Raw genomic sequence first — 16,690 nt, 5'->3', positions numbered from 1 at the left:
AGGTCGCTTAGCTCAGTTGGTAGAGCGCCACCCTTACAAGGTGGATGTCATAAGTTCGAGTCTTATAGTGACCACCATTTTATAAAATCATAAATAGGTTTTATAATCTCTACTTCTTTACTTTGGATGCAGCGGTAGTTCAGCTGGTTAGAATGCCGCCCTGTCACGGCGGAGGTCGCGGGTTCGAGCCCCGTCCGCTGCGCCATCTTGCTTGGTAACAATTTTATAAGTATAATTTGCAAAATAATAAAAAATAGAGCTAAGGAAAAAAATGCTTATTATTGGACATAAATTATTAAAAAATTTAGATTTTTCTTTTATTGAAAGTGTTGAAGAAGTTAAAGATAATAAAGTTTATTGTATTGTTTATGATGAAAAATTGATTTCTTATTTAAGTCAAAATGATTTTGAATTTGCTATTTTAGTTCAAAATAAAGACGAGATATTTTTAGCCAATGCTTTAGGAGCTAAGTTTTTGCTTTGCAATGACAAAAAACTTGCAAAATTTGCTAGCAAGGTTGCAGAATTTTATGTTTTTGATAGTAGGGTTTTAATGATTGTTGATAAATTAGAGAATTTTAAAAAATTTTATAAATTAAAAATCGATGGAATGATTTTAAAAGATAATATAGATAATTTTCCTAAAAACTGATAAATTCTTTTGTAAAATAAGTGCTAATTGACGAGGTTTAAATAATGCAAAAAAAATCTTTTTTGAAAATTTACGGATTAATTCCTTTTTTACTTATAGCATTCATCAATGCTTTTGTGGATTTGGGACATAAAATTATTATTCAAAATACTATTTATAAGGCCTATGAAGGAAGTGAGCAATTATTTTTAAATGCTATAGTTAATGCTTTGATTTTACTTCCTTTTATTCTTATGCTTTCTCCCTCGGGTTTTTTAGCGGATAAATATCCAAAAAATATTGTAATGAAAATTTCAGCAATTTTCAATGTTATACTCACTTTAATAATTTGCATTTGTTACTATAGCGGTGCTTTTTGGATGGCTTTTATTTTTACTTTTATAATGGGAGCACAAGCAGCGATTTATTCACCAAGCAAATACGGTTTTATCAAAGAACTTGTAGGAAAAGACTTTCTTGCTATGGGCAATGGTGTAATTAATGCAGTAAGCATTATGGCAATCTTAGCAGGAATGGCTTTATTTTCTTTAAGTTTTGAAAGTCTTTATAGCTCTACATATAATCAAACAGATGAAATTTTAAAAGAAGTAGCGCCTTTAGGAATTGTGCTAATTATATTTTCTTGTATCGAAGTATTTTTTGCGTGGCGTTTACCTAAGCTCAAACAAACAAATAAAGATTTAGTTTTTAATAAAAAAGACTATATTCATGGAAAACTTCTAATAAATAATCTTAAGCTTGTTTTTAAAAATAAAACTATTTGGCTTTGCATAATAGGAATTTCATTTTTTTGGGCTATATCTCAACTTTATCTTGTTAGCTTTCCTGTCTTTGTCAAAAATGAACTTTTCATAGAAAATACTTTTTATGTGCAAATTTCACTCGCTTTTTCTGGTATAGGAGTGATTTTAGGCTCTTTAGTAGCTGGTAAATTTTCAAAAAATTATATAGAACTTGGACTTATTCCACTTGGTGCATTGGGTATGTTTTTAATGGCTTTTTTAATGCCTTATTTTATAAGTTTATTAAGTTATAGTTTTTTATTTTTCTTTTTTGGATTTTGTGGAGCTCTTTTTATCGTTCCTTTAAATACTTTAATCCAATTTCATGCCAAAGAAAATGAATTGGGGCAAATTCTTGCAGGAAATAATTTTTTTCAAAATATTGCCATGTTAGGATTTTTACTCTTAGCAACTTTATTTGCAAAATTTGAAATCAATGTGGTTTATTTGTTTTATTTTATTACTTTAGTAACCTTTATAGGAGGTTTTTATATACTTTTAAAATTTCCCTTTTCTTTAGTGCGTATACTTTTAAGCATAGCTTTTTTACAACGATACCGCTTACTTGTAGAAGGTTTTGAAAATATACCAGAAAAAGGCGGAGCTTTGCTTTTGGGTAATCATATTTCTTTTATTGATTGGGCTGTTGTACAAATGGCAATTCCAAGAAAAATTTATTTTGTTATGGAAAGAAGCATTTATTCTAAATGGTATATTAAATTTTTTCTTGATAAATTTGGCATTATTCCTGTATCAAGCACGGGAAGTAAGACGAGTTTAGAACTGATAGCAAAGCATATCAAAGAAGGTAATTTAGTTTGCTTGTTTCCTGAAGGTACACTTTCAAGACATGGACAATTAAATGAATTTAAAGCAGGATTTGAATTAGCTTGTGAATATTTAAGCGAAGATGATGGAAAAATTATTCCTTTTTATATAAGAGGACTTTGGGGTAGTGCTTTTTCAAGAAGCGATGAAGAATTTTCAGCAAGAAACCGCACTTTAAATAAAAGAAAAATTGCTATAGCTTTTGGTAAAGCTATGCCTTTGCATTCTAAAAAAGATGAAGTTAAAGCTAAAGTTTTTGAACTTTCTTTTATGGCTTGGAAATCACAATGCGAAGCTATGCATACTATAGCAAGAGCTTGGATAGATACAGCTAAAAAAAATCTAAATCAAATAGCTATTATCGATACACTAGCTGGAGATATTTCTTATAGAAAAATGTTGAGTCTTAGTTTAATTCTTAATTTTTTTATTAAAAGAAAATCCAAAGAATTAAACATTAACCCTCAGCGTGGAAGTTATGCTCCTAAAGAGGAAACTATAGGAATTTTATTACCTGCTTCTTTTGCAAGTTCTTTAACCAATCTATCTGTTTTAATCGCAGAAAAAATTGCAGTAAATCTTAATTTTACTGCTGGAGAAAAAGCTCTAAAAGCAGCTATAAAAAATGCGCAAATTTCACAAATTTATACTTCTAAAACTTTTTTAGAAAAATTAGCAAATAAAGGTATAAACCTAAATTTCGATACAAATATACATTTAATTTATTTTGAAGATATTGTAGAAGATTTTAAAATGCAAAAAACTAAAATTTTTAGCATGATGTTAGCAGTTAGTATCATGCCTAGTTTTATACTCAAAACCATTTTCACTCCTTCAAAAAACAATCTTGCCATCGCAGCTATTTTGTTTAGTAGCGGAAGTGAGGGTTCTCCAAAAGGTGTTATGCTCAATAACCGTAATATTTTAAGCAATATAGCACAAATTTCTGATGTGCTTTGCACAAGAAATAATGATGTCATTCTCTCATCTTTACCACCTTTCCATGCTTTTGGACTTACAGTAACTACGTTTTTACCTTTGCTTGAAGGTATTAAAAGCATCACTTTTTCAGATCCAACCGATGCCTTAGGGGTTGCCAAAGCTGTTGCTAAAAATAATGTCACTATTATGTGTGGAACTTCAACCTTTTTAGGAATTTATGCAAGAAATAAAAAGCTTGATGCTTTAATGTTTGAAAGTTTAAGAATAGTTGTATCGGGCGCTGAAAAACTAAAAAATGAAATAAGAACTGCTTTTGAAATGAAGTTTAAAAAAAGCATTTTTGAAGGTTATGGAGCTACGGAAACTACACCTGTGGTGAGTGTAAATTTACCGAATCGTTTTGATGCGGATTATTGGCTTATGCATCGTGCCAATAAAGAAGGAAGTGTAGGAATGCCTCTACCTGGAACTGCAGTGCGTATTGTCGATCCAAATAATTATGAAAATTTAAAAACAAATGAAGATGGACTCATACTTATAGGCGGTCATCAAGTTATGGTAGGCTATCTTAACAACAAAGAAAAAACCGATGAAGTTATTAAAGAAATTGATGACATAAGATGGTACAACACGGGAGATAAGGGACATTTGGATGAAGATGGTTTTTTATATATTGTCGATCGTTATTCTCGCTTTGCAAAAATTGGCGGAGAGATGATTTCTTTGGGTGCAATAGAAGAAGAAATTGCCAAATTCATAGATACTGAAGTGGTTAAATTTTGTGCCACATCTTTAGAAGATGAGAAAAAAGGGGAACAAATTGCTTTACTCATAGAATGTAATAATGAAATTTTTGAAAGAGTATGTGAGATTATAAAAAATTCTAATATACCTACACTTTTTAAACCTAGATATTATTTTCAAATAGAAAAAATTCCCCTCCTAGGTTCAGGAAAAGTTGATCTTAAAAAAGTTAAAGAATTAGCTAAAAATTTAGCCATATAATTTGAGCTTATAACAAAGCCCAAATTAAAATTGGCATAGAAACAAAAGCAAAAAGAACTCCAAAGGCTACAGCACTTACGGCTAAATTGCTATCTAGTTTAGCTTTCATTACCATAGCTCCTGCTAAGGTCATAGTAGGAGCTGCGCTTTCTATAATAGCAACAATGGTAGAATTTTTTAATTCTAAATTAAATATTTTTAAACAAAATACAAAAAATAAAGGAGCTAAAATCATTTTAGCAAAGATGACAATTACTGTAGGTTTGTAAGAGGTTTTAATCGCCATAAAGCCAAGTCCTAAACCTATAGCAAAAAGTGCAACAGGGGTTGCAGAAGCACCAAATAAACGAATAGGAGAGAAAATAAATTCAGGTAAAGTAATCAATTTACACAAAAAACCAAAAAGCAAAGCTAAAAAAGGTGGAAAGCTAAGAATTTTTTTAACATTAGCAAGCAAACTGACTTTTTCTCCATTTCCCAAAGAAAGTATAAAAGGTCCAAAAAGTGATATAGGTAAAGTTGTGGCTAAAGCATCGTAAAATATAACTTCAGCGCTAAATTGTGGGTCATTAAATACACCAGCAACAATAGGCATACCCACAAATATAGTATTTCCAAAACAAGAAAGCAAAAACATACTGACTAAAGTTACTTTAGAAAAATGAAAAACTTTTCCAATAAGAATAGCAAAAAAAGCTGCTAATATACAGCTAAATAATCCAATAAAAATAAAAATAATCAATGAAAAATCAAAATTTAAATGATATGCTTTATCGAAAATCAAACAAGGTAAAGCAAAAATAATAGCAAAATCTAAAAAAGTCCTAGCTTGTTTTTGCTTTAAAACGCCAATTCTTTTGGCAAAATATCCGCCTGCAAGTAAAATAAAAATTGTAAATAATGGTATAAAAACAAACATTGAATAATCCTTTTTAAGGGATGGTTTTTGAAAACGGATAGAATTATATTCTTTATACTTAAAAAAAATCTTAATATTTTTTAAGTTTTTTAAAAAAACCAATATTTTTTATTTTTTGTAACTTTAAGAAATTGTAAGTTGAAATTTGATTTTAAATAGTTAGTATTTTAAGTTAAATGATTATAATTTTAAATAATGGTGCGGTTAGCGAGATTTGAACTCGCACACGCGGAGCGTACCACCCCCTCAAGATGGCGTGTCTACCAATTCCACCATAACCGCATAGTAAAAAGCCCAAAAAAGGGCTTTTTGATAAGTTTTATTGTAAAACTATAAAAGGATTTGCATAAAGTGCTATTAGCGCAATAACAAGAGCATAGATAACTTGTGCTTCAATCATTGCTAAAGCGATAAACATAGTTGTCATTAATTTTGGTCCAAGACCAGGGTTTCTAGCTGTTCCTGCAATTGTTGCCGCTGCAGTATTGCCCATACCGATAGCACCACCAAGCGCTGCAACACCAAGGCCTAAGCCTGCTGCAAGAACTGAAAATGCTTTAATCCATACATTAATAGCTTCTTGCTCTACTGGAACATTAGTTTCAGCCGCAAAAGCTACTGCTACACATGCTAATAATAAAAAAAGAACTTTTTTCATTATCTTAACCTTTCTATGAAAAAATATTTTTAAATTTTTAAATCAGTTCGGCTTGCGTATCCCTACTTAAGACTTAAAAATAAATCTGAATTATAACCAAAAGTATCTTTATTTTTATTGAAATTTACAAAAATTCACATTTTTGGTTTAAATTTTGATTGTTTTCAATAAAGCTTAAAAGTTTTTTTGCTTTAATAATATTTTAAAATAATTTTTAAGTTAAGGTTGTAACATTGAGTTCTAAATTTTCAAAAATAGGTTTCATTTTAGCGGTAGCAGGTTCAGCAGTGGGATTGGGTAATGCTTGGAAATTTCCAACACTAGTAGGTCAAAGTGGTGGATCTGCTTTTATCTTGCTTTATATAATTCTTACTTTGGGTGTAGGTTTTGTGATATTTTTAGCTGAGCTTAGCATAGGAAAAATTAGTGAAAAAGATCCGGTTAATGCCTATGAAAAGTTAGCACCTTCAAATAAAAAAGCTTGGTCTTATGTTGGTTTTACTATGGTGGGGGCGATTTTAATAGTTTCTTTTTATACCTTGGTAATCGGTTGGATAGTTAAATATGCGTTTTTAAGTATCACTGGAAATTTACCTATAGATCTAGAAGCAAGTAAAGCACAGTTTGGATTTTTTACAAGTGAGGATTTTTTAAGTCAGTTTATTTGTTTTACTTTGGTTTTTTTATGTGTTTTTTATATTGTTTCTAAAGGTATTAAGAATGGGGTTGAAAAGTTAAATGTTTGGATGATGCCTTCATTGTTTATTTTACTTATTTTGATGCTTGTTTATGCTATTAGCAAAGATGGTTTTATGATGGCGGTTAAATTTCTTTTTGTACCTGATTTTTCCAAAATCAACACTTCAAATGTTCTTGAAGCTTTAGGGCTTGCCTTTTTTAGTCTTTCTTTGGGCGTTGGAACGATTATTACTTATTCTGCTAGCCTGCCTGATAAAACCAATTTTATTATTAGTACTTTAAATATTATTTTTATCAATCTTTTAGTTGGTTTATTAATGGGTTTGGTTGTTTTTACTTTTATCTTTGAATTTGGTTACAATCCTAATCAACAAGGACCAGGACTTGTTTTTATTTCTTTGGCTACTTTATTTGAAAAAATTGGAGTAATTGGTTGTATTTTTGGAGCGGCGTTTTTTATTTCTTTAATCTTTGCTGGTATTACTTCAGCTGTTTCAATGATAGAGCCTTTTGCTTTTTACCTTATTAATACTTTTGGCATGAGCCGTAAAAAAGCTTTGATTTTAATAGGAATTGTTGTTTATATTTTAGGAATGTTGTGTATTTTATCTTCTTTAAAAAGCACTCAGTTTGGATTTTTTGGAATGAGTTTTTTTGATTTGCTTGATAGTGTTTCAAGCAAGGTTATTATGCCTTTAGGTGGAATTTTGGCAGCTATTTTTGTGGGATTTGTGATGAAAAAAGAAGCTTTAAAAATTTTATTTGAACCTTATATGAGGGGTATATTTTTTGAACTTTGGTATGTGTTTTTGAGATTTATTTCCCCTTTGGCTGTTGTTATAGTTATGATAGCCGCTTTTTTAAAGTGAGTTTGAAAAATAATGAGAACATATTTTTCAAAAATCGGTTTTGTATTGGCTGTTGCTGGTGGAGCCGTTGGTTTAGGCAATGCTTGGAAATTTCCAACCTTAAGTGCAGAAAATGGTGGTTTTGTTTTTGTGCTTTTATATTTGTTTTTTACTTTAACCATAGGATTTAGTATTTTTTTGGCTGAAGTGGCTATGGGACGTTTAAGTAAAAGTGATCTTGCAAATGCTTATTCAAATCTTGCCATAAAATATGGCAATAGATGGCGATATGGAGGCGTTTTTATGTTAGGTGGTATTTTTGTTCTCTCTTTTTATCTAGTTATTATGGGATGGGTTTTAAAATATACTGTAGTTAGTCTTTATTATCTTCCTAAAACCTTAGATGAAGCAGCAAGTAATTTTCAGAATTTAATTACTGCAAATTTGACAAGTTCTGTTTTTTTCTTCATTTTATCTTTTTTTCTTACTTTATTAATAGTATCTAAAGGTTTAATCAAAGGGATTGAAAAATTAAATGTTGTTATAATGCCTAGCTTATTTTTAATGCTTGTTTTTATGTTGTTTTATTGTATGGGATTTAAGCAAGGTTTTGCAAATGCTTTTTCTTATTTATTTTATCCTGATTTTTCACATTTTAAATTTAGCTCTATTGCCGAAGCTTTAGGGCTTGCATTTTTTACCTTATGCTTGGGAATAGGTTGTATAGTTACATATTCATCAGCCTTGGATAAAAAAACAAATTTTATAAAAAGTTCAGTGTATATTGTTTTGATTAACTTATTGATTTCTTTTATCATGGGACTTATTGTTTTTACTTTTATCTTTGAATTTGGAGCCGATCCGCATACTCAAGGAGCAGGAATTGTTTTTGTATCCTTGATGAGTTTGTTTAATCAACTTGGAGCTTTAGGCTATATTTTTGCATTTTGTTTTTTCTTAGCACTTTTTTTTGCTGGTATTACTTCAGCTGTTTCAATGATAGAGCCTTTAACTTTTTATATGATTAATAACTATCAAATTTCTCGTGTTAAAGCTCTATTTTTAATAGGTTTATTTGTTTTTGTTTTTGGAATTTGTTGTATCTTGTCATTAAATTTAAATTTTTTTTCTATGTTTAGTTTTTTTGGTAAAGATTTTTTTACTTTATTGGATAAATTAACTTCAAATTTTTTACTTCCACTTGGTGCTATAGTATGCTCTATATTTGTAGGTTTTTTTATGAATAAAAAACAAATTTATAAAATTTTTTCTAAATTTATAAGTCGAAAAATTTTCTTAATTTGGTTGTTTTTTATTCGTTTTATATCGCCTATAGCAATAATTTTGGTAATGTGTTATCAAATTTTTGTATAATAATGAAAAAATATTTTTTTAAGGAAAAATAATGGCTAAAAAATTCATCGATGTAATGGATACAAGCTTTAGAGATGGTTTTCAGTCTGTTTATGGAGCTAGGGTTTTAATGGATGATTTTTTTCCTGCAGTAGAAGCAGCAAAAGAAGCAGGAATTACACATTTTGAATTTGGCGGTGGTGCTAGATTTCAAAGCTTGTATTTTTATCTTAATGAAGATGCTTTTACCATGATGGATAGATTTAGGGCTATTGTAGGAAAAGATACCAATCTTCAAACTTTAGCAAGAGGGGTCAATACCGTTACTTTAGATACTGGAAGTAGTGAACTTATTGATTTGCATGCAAAACTTTTTGCAAAACACGGTACTACAACGATAAGAAATTTTGATGCCCTTAATGATGTAAATAATTTAAAATTTAGTGGTGAATGTATAGTAAAACATGGGTTAAAGCATGAAATTACTATTACTTTAATGGATTTACCGCCAAATTGTAAAGGTGCCCATGATGTGCCTTTTTATGAAAAAATTTTAAAAGAAATTTTAGCAGCAGAAATTCCTTTTCATAGTATTTGTTTCAAAGATGCAAGTGGAACTTCAAATCCAAATAAAATTTATGAAACCATTAAAATGGCAAGAAAAATTTTACCTCAAGATATGCATATTAGACTTCATACGCATGAAACTGCAGGGGTGAGTATAGCCTGCTATCTTGCAGCACTTGAAGCAGGGGTTGATGGTATCGATTTGGCTGCGGCTCCAGTAAGTGGCGGAACCTCTCAACCTGATATTTTAACCATGATGCATGCTTTAAAAGGCAAAGATTATGATTTAGGCGGACTTGAGGAAGAAAAAATTCTAAAATACGAAGAAGTTTTAAAAGATTGTTTAAAAGAATATTTTTTACCACCTGAAGCTACTATGGTAAATCCACTTATTCCTTTTTCTCCTATGCCAGGAGGAGCTTTAACAGCAAATACACAAATGATGAGAGATAATAATATCTTAGATAAATTTCCACAAGTCATTCATGCTATGAGAGAAGTTGTAGAAAAAGGTGGATTTGGTACTTCGGTTACTCCAGTTTCTCAATTTTATTTTCAACAAGCTTTTAATAATGTGATGTTTGGACCTTGGAAAAAAATAGCAGAAGGTTATGGAAAAATGGTGCTTGGTTATTTTGGAAAAACTCCTGTTACACCCGATGCAAATATTGTTGAACTTGCTTCAAAACAACTTAATTTAGAACCTACTACAGAGCTTGCTATTAATATAGCTGATAAAGATGAGAGTAAAAGTATAGTTTATACCAGAACCTTGCTTGAAAAAGAGAGTATAGAAACGAGTGAAGAAAATATATTTATTGCAGCAGCTTGTAAAGAAAAAGGTATAGCATTTTTAAAAGGAGAGGCAAAGGTAAATGTACGCAAATTAGCTAGTATGCCAAAGCCTATGAGTGTAGATGAAAACAAATTTACCGTAGCTGTAAATGGTAATAAATATCATGTAGAGGTAAGCTATGGTTTTGATAAAGATGTTAATGTTAAAAGTGTAAAAAAAGTAGAAGAAAATAAAAATATTGTTTCTTCAAATTCAACAAGTTCTGTAGATGCTGAAAATGAAGTTTTAGCAGGTATTTCAGGTAATGTCTTTAAAATTTATGTTAACGAAGGTGAAGAAGTAAAATCAGGTCAAGCCATCATGGTTTTAGAAGCAATGAAAATGGAGATTGAAGTTAATGCCCCAAAAGATGGAATTATTTCAGAGCTTTGTATTAAAATAGGCGATACTGTTAACGAAGGTGAAGTATTAGCTATCTATAAGAATTAAAGTGAGGGAAAGATGAAAAAATTTGATAATTTAGGCTTGGACAATATAAAAGAAATTTTTCATAATTTAAGTTATGATGAATTAAATGCTCATGAAAAAGCAAATAATGAAGGTTTAAGTACGGATAATGATACTTTTTGTGTGGATACAGGAATTTTTACAGGTAGAAGTCCTAAAGATAAATATTTTGTAAAACAAGATCCATCTAGTAAGTATATTGCTTGGGGAAAGGTAAATCAGTCCATTACAAAAGAATTGTTTGATAAGCTTTTGACTAAAGCAAAACAAGAATTAAGTGGAAAGAAAATTTATGTTCAAGATGCTTTTTGTGGCGCTTCTTTGCAAAGTCGCAAAGCAGTAAGATTTGTTACTGAAATTGCATGGCAAGCACATTTTGTTAAAAATATGTTTATTCGCCCAAGTCAAGAAGAACTTGAGAATTTTAAAGCAGATTTTATTGTTTATAATGCTTGCAAATGTATCAATGAAGATTACAAACAAGATGGTTTAAATTCAGAGGTTTTTGTAATCTTTAATGTTGAAGAAAATATAGCGGTTATTGGTGGAACTTGGTATGGCGGAGAAATGAAAAAAGGTATTTTTTCTATGATGAATTATTGGTTGCCACTAGAAAATAAACTTTCTATGCATTGTAGTGCAAATGTCGGAGAAAAAGGTGATGTAGCACTTTTCTTTGGACTTAGTGGTACTGGAAAAACTACACTCTCAACCGATCCAAAAAGAAAACTTATAGGTGATGACGAACATGGTTGGGATGATGAAGGTGTATTTAATTTTGAGGGTGGTTGTTACGCAAAAACAATCAATCTCGATCCTGAACATGAGCCTGAAATTTATGGTGCCATTAAAAGAAATGCACTTTTAGAAAATGTAGTTTTAAGAGCCGATAAGAGTGTTGATTATGCTGATGCTTCAAAAACAGAAAATACAAGAGTTTCTTATCCTATAGAGCATATTGAAAATCATGAGCCTAGTCTAAAAGCAGGGCATCCAAAAAATATTATATTTTTAAGTGCAGATGCTTTTGGAATTTTACCTCCAGTAAGTAAACTAAGCAAAGAGCAGGCTATGTATTATTTTTTAAGTGGTTATACAGCAAAAGTAGCTGGAACTGAGCGTGGTATTTTAGAACCTCAAGCAACTTTTTCAGCTTGTTTTGGAGAACCTTTTATGCCTTTGCATCCAACGGTTTATGCGAGATTACTTGGTGAAAAGATTGAAAAGCATGAAGCTAATGTTTATCTTGTTAATACAGGCTGGAGCGGTGGAAGCTACGGTGTGGGTAAAAGAATGAGCATTAAGGCTACTAGGGCTTGCATTAATGCTATTCTAGATGGAAGTATTGCAAAATGCGAATTTGAAAATTTTGAAGTGTTTGATTTAGCTATTCCAAAAGCTTTAGAAGGTGTAGAAAGCACGCTTTTAAATCCTATAAATACTTGGTTAGATAAAAATGATTATATTGCAACAAGAGATAAATTAGCACATATGTTTATACAAAATTTTAAACGTTATGAAGATGTCAAAGAAGGCATTGAATTTAGCAAATTTGGACCAAAAATTTAAGGCATTTAAATGAAAAATGAAATGTGGTCAGGACGTTTTAGTGGTGCAAGTGATGAGCTTTTAAAAGAATTTAATGCAAGTTTAAATGTAGATAAAACTTTGTTCAATGAAGATATACAAGGCTCTATAGCACACGCTACAATGCTTGAAAGTTGTGGTATTTTAAAAAAAGAAGAATTAGATGCTATTATAAAAGGTTTAGAGCAGGTTAGAAGTGAAATAGAGCAAGGCAAATTTATTTTTGATATTAAAGATGAAGATATTCATATGGCTGTAGAAAAGCGTTTAAGCGAGCTTATAGGTAGTGAAATTGGTGGAAGACTTCATACTGCAAGAAGTAGAAATGATCAAGTGGCTACTGATTTTAAACTTTTTGTCAAAAAATCTCATATTGAACTTATAAAGCTTTTAAAAGAATTGATTCAAACCATGCTCGAACATGCCAAAGTGCATAAAAAAACTATTATGCCAAGTTTTACACATTTACAACACGCTCAGCCTGTGAGTTTTTCTTTTTATATTTTAGCTTATGCTTTTATGCTAATGCGAGATATTAAGCGTTTGCAAAATAGTCTAGAACTCGCTGATTTTTCGCCACTTGGGTCTTGTGCGTGTGCAGGAACAAGCTATGCTACCAATCGTGAGTTGAGTGCTGAAATTTTAGGATTTAAAGATATTATGCCAAATGCTATGGATGGAGTGAGTGATAGAGATTTTGCTCTTGATTTACTTTATGATATAGCAGTTATTTTTACACACACTTCAAGACTTTGCGAGGAAATGATTTTATTTTCAAGTTCGGAATTTTCTTTTATATCCATAAGTGATAGTTTTTCAACAGGAAGTTCTATCATGCCTCAGAAAAAAAATCCCGATGTTTGTGAACTTATACGCGGAAAAACAGGGCGTGTCTATGGAAATCTGATTTCTCTTTTAACTATAATGAAAGCTCTACCTTTAGCTTACAATAAAGATATGCAAGAAGATAAAGAAGGGCTTTTTGATAGTGTAAAAACCGCTAAAGATAGTTTAATCATCTTAAATGCAATGTTAAAAGAAATACGAATTGATAAAGAAAATATGCTTAATGCTTGTAAAAAAGGTCATTTGTTGGCTACCGATTTGGCGGATTATTTGGTGCGTGAAAAAAATATTCCTTTTAGAAAAGCACATTTTATAGTGGGAAATGTTGTTGCACAAGCTGAAGCACAAGGTATTGATATAAGCGAAATTAAAGATCTTTCAAAAATAGATCCTGTATTTGATGAAAAAGCTATGGAACTTTTAAATTTTGAATTTTCTTTAAATTCTAAGCAAAGTGAAGGCTCAAGTTCTATTGCAAGCGTAGAAAAGCAAATTCAAATTTTGGAAGGTTTTATTCAAAATTTATAAATATTGTTTAGGCTATTTTGCCTAAACATTGAATCTAAAATGCATTACATCGCCGTCTAAAACGATATAGTCTTTTCCTTCAAGGCGTAGCTTTCCTGCTTCTTTGGCGCCATTTTCGCCTTTGTATTGGATATAGTCTTCATAGGAAATAACTTCAGCTTTTATAAAGCCTTTTTCAAAGTCATTATGAATCACGCTCGCTGCTTTTGGTGCTTTCCAGCCTTTTTTGATTGTCCAAGAACGCACTTCAACTACACCAGCGGTAAAATAACTGATCAGTCCAAGCTTAGTAAAAGCAGTGCGTATGATTTGATCAAGACCGCTTTCGTTAACTCCTAGAGAACTTAAAAATTCATGGCTTTCTTCATCGCTTAATCCTACTAATTCTTCTTCGATTTTTGCACAAAGCTTGATAACTTCATGATCATTTTTTTTAGCATATTCTTTTAAAGCTTTTACATAATCATTATCTTCACTAATACCATTTTCATCAACATTTGCACCATAAATCACTTCTTTAGCAGAAAGCAGTCTTAATTCTTTGATTAAGGCTTGATAAATTTCGTTTTCTTTTTCAGGATAAGAACTTGCAGCTAAGCCTTTGTTTAAATGATCAAGTAAAGAATTTGCAAGTTCGAGGCTTTCTTTAGCACCCTTTTGGTTGGCTTTGGTTTCTTTGGTGAGTTTTTCTATTTTTTTACTAAGTTGTTCAATATCTGCTAAAATAAGCTCTGTATTGATAATTTCTACATCACGCAAAGGATTAACTCCACCTTCAACATGGGTGATATTTTCTTCATCAAAACAACGCACTATGTGTAAAATAACCTCAGTTTCGCGTATATTTGAAAGAAATTTATTTCCTAAGCCTTCACCCTTACTTGCACCTTTAACAAGTCCAGCGATATCTACAAATTCTATTAAAGAATGCATAATTCTTTCAGGTTTTACGATTTTAGCAAGTTCATTAAGTCTTAAGTCAGGAACTTCAACCATGGCTTTGTTAGGCTCTATGGTACAAAAAGGATAGTTTGCACTTTGGGCATTTTGTGCTTTAGTTAAAGCATTAAAAGTCGTTGATTTGCCAACATTTGGAAGTCCTACTATACCCACGCTTAAACTCATTTAGCTTTCCTTAAAATTTGAATTAGATAATTAACACACATTCTAACTCCAGCTCCACCTGCACCAAAACTAGAATATCCCCAAGATTTTTCCGTATAAGCAGGTCCTGCTATGTCAAGATGTAACCATTTGTCTTTATATTCTTTACGAATAAATTTATCTAAAAATAACCCCGCGGTAATTGCGCCTCCATAGCGACTAGAGGCAGTGTTGCTAATATCGGCAATATTTGATTTTATAAGTTCTCTTAAGTGGGGGTTAAAGTGTAAGATTGTAGTATATTCTCCACTTTTTTTAGAGCTTAGATAAAAATCATTTTGCAATTCTTCATTGTTTCCCATAATAGCACTTGTAAATTCTCCAAGTCCTACAACACAAGCTCCAGTAAGTGTTGCCATATCAATAAGTAAATCAGGTTTTAAATCTTGTGCAAAAGAAAGACAATCAGCTAAAACCAAGCGTCCTTCTGCATCTGTATTTCTTACTTCTATACTTACGCCTTCGCGACTGATTAACACATCATCAGGCTTATAAGCATTGCCGCCTATCATATTTTCAGTTGCACCTAAAATACAATGCACTTCTAAATCTAAAGCAAGCTCGGCTACGGCTTTTATGATCCCCATTGCTGCTGCTGCACCGCTTTTATCGGCTTTCATTGTAAGCATAAAATCAGCTGGTTTTAAGCTTAATCCACCGCTATCGTAAGTTAAGCCTTTTCCAACAAATACAACACGTTTTTTTGCATTTTTGGCTTTATAGCTTAGATGAATGAGGCGTGGTGGATGTACCGAGGCACGATTGACTGCCAAAAAAGCATTCATTTTTTCTTTGGCCAAAAATTTTTCATCATAAATTTTACAAATAATGTTTTTATTTTCTTTAGCTAAATTTTGCGCATCTTCTGCCATTTTTAAAGGGGTATAAATTTCAGGAATTTCATTGACTATATTTTTAGTAAAATTTGTGGCATTAGCTAAAATTTCTCCACGCTCCAAGCCTATCTTAGCTTCATCTTTATTAAATTTCTTACCATTTAATTCTTCGCTTGAAATAATAAATTTTTCCAAAGTGCTCGTTTTTTTCTCGCTTTTATATTTATCAAATTTATAAGCTCCAAAAAGTACGCCTTCAACTAAAGATGTAAAACTTCTAACTACACAATCTCCTATTATGCTAGGAAGTTTTACGCTTTTTATATTAAGCTTTTCAAGAGTTTTATATGCTGTGCAAAGACTTAATCTTATATCCTCATAAGCAAGGCTTTTAAGCTCTAAATAAAGCTTTTTATTGTTTAAGTCTAGTAATACACCTTCGCCTTTGTAATTATTAAGTTTAAAAAAATCTTTTTCTTTGTTAAAATTTTTTAAATTTTTATCCTGTATAAAAATAAGTTCAAAGTCTGCTTTTATAGCATCTAGTTTTTTATCGTTTAATTCAAATTTCATGATTTTTTCCTTTTATCTTTAAGTATAGCTTTTTCCATTTGTTTAAAACCAAATAATAAAAGGGATAAAAAAGCTATAATAATAATGGCTGCATAATACCAATGTTCTTCAGCCCAAGTCACCATCTTCCAAATTTGTTCTCCAAAATACCAAGCTAAAAGTATAGTGATTGATGCCCAAACCCAAGCACTAAAAAGATTGATAATAGCAAATTTTTTTGCACTATAACGCGTGACTCCTATACTCATAGGTATAATGGTTCTAAAGCCATACATATAGCGTTGTATAAAAATAATAGGCCAACCAAAACGTTGTAAAAGTAAGTGTGCTACTGCAAATTTACGCCTTTGGGTTTTTAATTTTTTTTGTATGTAGCGTTTATTATATCTTCCTATATAGAAATAAATTTGATCGCCTACAAAACCACCAAGTCCTGCTATAAATATAACAAAGCCTAAATTTACATGTCCTTGATGGGCAAAAATACCTGCCAAAATTAAAGCCAACTCCCCTTCTAAAATACACCATAAAAAAATAATAATATATGCTAGATCTTTGTATTGATAAAGTAAATTTTTTAAAAATTCTTCCATTTGTGCC

The 16,690-nt window shown here is 30.9% G+C and carries 12 protein-coding genes and 3 tRNA genes; 9 read left to right on the top strand and 6 right to left on the bottom strand.

What is annotated here, in order from left to right; genetic code table 11:
• Position 1 precedes the first annotated feature (1 nt).
• From AJ881_RS05080 to AJ881_RS05065, 4 genes are all read left to right on the top strand, one after another.
• Positions 2 to 77 (top strand) — tRNA-Val (locus tag AJ881_RS05080).
• A 51-nt stretch (positions 78 to 128) separates the two neighbouring features.
• Positions 129 to 205 (top strand) — tRNA-Asp (locus tag AJ881_RS05075).
• 66 nt (positions 206 to 271) lie between these two features.
• Entirely contained in the window at positions 272 to 652 is a 381-nt protein-coding gene (locus AJ881_RS05070) for a hypothetical protein (RefSeq protein ID WP_070233912.1), read from the top strand.
• A gap of 44 nt (positions 653 to 696) precedes the next feature.
• Positions 697 to 4,209, top strand: coding sequence for an acyl-[ACP]--phospholipid O-acyltransferase (locus tag AJ881_RS05065; protein WP_070282842.1), 3,513 nt, complete (start codon positions 697 to 699; stop codon positions 4,207 to 4,209).
• Between the two features lie 7 nt (positions 4,210 to 4,216).
• On the opposite strand, the gene AJ881_RS05060 is transcribed toward AJ881_RS05065, so the two are convergent.
• The 3 genes from AJ881_RS05060 to AJ881_RS05050 all read right to left on the bottom strand — a co-directional run bounded on the left by AJ881_RS05060 (position 4,217) and on the right by AJ881_RS05050 (position 5,786).
• A complete protein-coding gene (locus AJ881_RS05060; protein WP_070282843.1) occupies positions 4,217 to 5,128 on the bottom strand; it encodes an AEC family transporter in 912 nt (303 codons plus the stop codon).
• A gap of 196 nt (positions 5,129 to 5,324) precedes the next feature.
• A tRNA-Leu gene (locus tag AJ881_RS05055) sits at positions 5,325 to 5,410 on the bottom strand.
• 37 nt (positions 5,411 to 5,447) lie between these two features.
• A complete protein-coding gene (locus AJ881_RS05050) occupies positions 5,448 to 5,786 on the bottom strand; it encodes a F0F1 ATP synthase subunit C (protein WP_070282845.1) in 339 nt (112 codons plus the stop codon).
• Positions 5,787 to 6,019: 233 nt separating this feature from the next.
• Here AJ881_RS05050 and AJ881_RS05045 point away from each other — a divergent pair, with 233 nt between their 5' ends.
• The 5 genes from AJ881_RS05045 to argH are packed head-to-tail and all read left to right on the top strand — an operon-like array spanning position 6,020 to position 13,517.
• Positions 6,020 to 7,354 (top strand): sodium-dependent transporter, encoded by a 1,335-nt coding sequence (locus AJ881_RS05045; RefSeq protein ID WP_070282847.1) that lies wholly within the window; start codon positions 6,020 to 6,022, stop codon positions 7,352 to 7,354.
• Between the two features lie 12 nt (positions 7,355 to 7,366).
• Positions 7,367 to 8,707, top strand: coding sequence for a sodium-dependent transporter (locus AJ881_RS05040; protein WP_052949386.1), 1,341 nt, complete (start codon positions 7,367 to 7,369; stop codon positions 8,705 to 8,707).
• 31 nt (positions 8,708 to 8,738) lie between these two features.
• Positions 8,739 to 10,538, top strand: coding sequence for a biotin/lipoyl-containing protein (locus AJ881_RS05035; RefSeq protein ID WP_070282849.1), 1,800 nt, complete (start codon positions 8,739 to 8,741; stop codon positions 10,536 to 10,538).
• Positions 10,539 to 10,550: 12 nt separating this feature from the next.
• Complete coding sequence (pckA, locus tag AJ881_RS05030) at positions 10,551 to 12,125, top strand: phosphoenolpyruvate carboxykinase (ATP) (protein ID WP_070282851.1); 1,575 nt, start codon at positions 10,551 to 10,553, stop codon at positions 12,123 to 12,125.
• Positions 12,126 to 12,134: 9 nt separating this feature from the next.
• On the top strand, positions 12,135 to 13,517 hold the full coding sequence (gene argH, locus AJ881_RS05025; protein ID WP_070282853.1) for an argininosuccinate lyase: 1,383 nt from the start codon (positions 12,135 to 12,137) through the stop codon (positions 13,515 to 13,517).
• Between the two features lie 21 nt (positions 13,518 to 13,538).
• Here argH and ychF read toward each other — a convergent pair whose 3' ends face one another.
• From ychF to AJ881_RS05010, 3 genes are read right to left on the bottom strand one after another with little or no spacing between them, the layout of a single operon-like run.
• The gene (gene ychF, locus AJ881_RS05020) at positions 13,539 to 14,642 is read right to left on the bottom strand and encodes a redox-regulated ATPase YchF (RefSeq protein ID WP_052858618.1); all 1,104 of its coding nucleotides are present in this window, start codon (positions 14,640 to 14,642) and stop codon (positions 13,539 to 13,541) included.
• On the bottom strand, positions 14,639 to 16,090 hold the full coding sequence (locus AJ881_RS05015) for a leucyl aminopeptidase (protein ID WP_002861620.1): 1,452 nt from the start codon (positions 16,088 to 16,090) through the stop codon (positions 14,639 to 14,641). Before AJ881_RS05015 ends, ychF begins: the two co-directional genes overlap by 4 nt.
• Positions 16,087 to 16,683, bottom strand: coding sequence for a DedA family protein (locus AJ881_RS05010; protein ID WP_002861619.1), 597 nt, complete (start codon positions 16,681 to 16,683; stop codon positions 16,087 to 16,089). Before AJ881_RS05010 ends, AJ881_RS05015 begins: the two co-directional genes overlap by 4 nt.
• Positions 16,684 to 16,690: the final 7 nt, after the last annotated feature.

Origin of the sequence: Campylobacter sp. BCW_6460, assembly GCF_001762705.1 — a bacterium.
Taxonomy (GTDB): domain Bacteria; phylum Campylobacterota; class Campylobacteria; order Campylobacterales; family Campylobacteraceae; genus Campylobacter_D; species Campylobacter_D jejuni.
Note: the sequence above shows the minus strand (reverse complement) of the source record. Positions and strands in the feature narration are given on the sequence as shown.